This is a genomic window from Peptostreptococcus canis (genome assembly GCF_014229965.1).
GTDB lineage: Bacteria > Bacillota > Clostridia > Peptostreptococcales > Peptostreptococcaceae > Peptostreptococcus > Peptostreptococcus canis.
Window position 1 is genome coordinate 1,754 of record NZ_JABGBW010000017.1, and the last position, 338, is coordinate 2,091.

Annotated in this window: 1 protein-coding gene; it reads left to right on the forward strand. The window is 34.3% G+C overall.

Annotated elements, in window-relative coordinates:
* On the forward strand, positions 1–338 hold a 338-nt coding region (locus HLB29_RS09370), incomplete at both ends, for a DUF4342 domain-containing protein (RefSeq protein WP_243155124.1).

Genomic DNA, 338 nt, shown 5'->3' on the forward strand with positions numbered 1-338 from the left:
CTAAAAAGAGATGGAAGCGTATTAGAAGCTATTATATATATTGAAGAAGGAGGTGATCAAAACTTTGGAAAAGCTAAATCTTATAGGTTTGAGGAAAAAGTAGGCAAGGATACCGAAAAAATAAAATCACAATTAATAGAACTGTTAAAAAAAGCCACTGTAGTCAGGATAAAGGTAGAAAAAGATGGGAGAAACATAATAAATATACCTCTTACAGTAGGGATTGTGGGAACAGCTGCTATGCCAGTGTTTGTGTTATTTGGATTATCGGCAGCAGTATTAAGTAAATACTCTGTTAAAATCGCAGATGACATTTCCGGTGATGAAGTTGACTTAGG